We start from the raw sequence: 1,604 nt of genomic DNA on the forward strand, positions 1-1,604 counted from the left end.
CTTTCACGCCGGCGCCCAGCAGACCGCTGCTGGTGATCTTGCCAGCGGATATATTGGTGTTGTTGACGGACGCGATGGAACCTGTGTTGTTGAGCAAGCCGCCCACCGTCAGCTGCTGGTTGCGGCCCGCGTACAGCAGGCCCGCGTTGTTCAAGTCTGCGCTGATGCGCGCCGTCAGGTCCGTGCCGGCGCTGACCGTGCCCTGCTGGTTCAGCAATTTAGCGGCATCCAGACGTAAATTGTCCGCCTGCAACACGCCGCGCGTGTTGTCGATATTCACACCACCGACATGCAAGTCGGCAGTCGCGGCAATCACGCCATCGGTGTTATTCAATACACCTTTGCTGACGATATCGGCCGCCGCAGCCGAGGTGATGCGGCCCTTGCGGTTGTCCAGTACGCCCGCTTGCAGATTCAAGATGCCCGTGCCCGCATGCTCGATCTTGCCATCCTGGTTCGTGATGGTGACGGCATCGATGTTCAAGTTCTTGCTGTTGACGGCGATGCGGCCCGCTGTGTTGTCCAGATTGCCGGTAACGATAGTCGTGTCGCCCGTACCCGTTTGCAACACGACGCCTTTGGCGTTGTCCAGGTTTGCCACGTGCAGGTCAAGTTGACCTGCCTGCAAGGTGCCTTCCGTGTTGTGCAAGGTGGCGTTGCTCGTGATGTTCAATGTGCCGGGTGTCGTGACTGCCGCCTTGCTAGCGTTGACATCGCCCTGTGTCGCCGTCAGCCCGATGTTGGCGGCGCCAGTCTGGCTGCCGCTGATATCGAGCGTAGCGCCGGTCAGATTGGCATTGCCTGCCGCCAGAATCTGGCCATGCACGGCGAGGTTCTGCGCAGTGCTGATCGTCAAGTCACCCGACGTGCCCAGCTTGCCATCGGCCTGGATACCGGCGCCGATCAAGCTGCTCGCGCTGCTGTCGATAGACTTTGCCGTAAGGTTGTTGTTACCCTGTGCCGCAATGACGCCCGTGTTCGTGATGGCACCTGTTGCGGTCAAGGATTGATTCCCTGCCGCATACAGGCTGCCCGTGTTATTCACGGTGTTGAGCGTGGTGTTCAGGTTGACGCCAGAAAACACGCTGCCTGCCGCATTGTTCAGGCTCGCTACGTTCAAGGTGGCGTTGCCCGCCACGGCCTGCAGCTGGCCCTTGGTATTGTCGATATCGCCACCGGAAAGGTTCAGGTGACGGCCCGCCGCTACCGTACCTTCCGTGTTGTCCAGGTTGCCAAACTGTAGTTCGGCATCCTGTGCCGCCACGATGCGGCCCGTGCTGTTCAGCAAGGTAGCCGCTTTCACCAGCGCATCACCATTGCCTTCGATCTTGCCGCCCGTGTTGTCCAGCTGGCCTGTGGCGCTCACCGTCATGTGGCCCGTACCCGTCTGGGCCAGGCTGCCGCTGCGGTTGTCCAGGCTGCCTGCATTGATGGTCAGCTGATTGGCCACCGTCGTCGCATTGCGGTGATCCAGAGTGGCAGCCATCATATCCAGCTTGCCATTGCCCGTGATCTTGCCGAACTGGTTGTTGAACTGGCCCGCGTTGATAGCCAGGATGCCGGCACCAGCATGTTCCAGCTTGCCATTGATGTTCGTTAACACC

The 1,604-nt window shown here is 60.3% G+C and carries 1 protein-coding gene; it reads right to left on the reverse strand.

Annotated features, from left to right (window positions below; all coding sequences use genetic code 11):
- Positions 1–1,604, reverse strand: a 1,604-nt coding sequence (locus KO538_RS28955; RefSeq protein ID WP_374106903.1) for a beta strand repeat-containing protein, incomplete at both ends; no start/stop codon positions are given.

Origin of the sequence: Janthinobacterium sp. NKUCC08_JDC, assembly GCF_019345575.1 — a bacterium.
Classification (GTDB): domain Bacteria; phylum Pseudomonadota; class Gammaproteobacteria; order Burkholderiales; family Burkholderiaceae_D; genus Janthinobacterium; species Janthinobacterium aestuarii.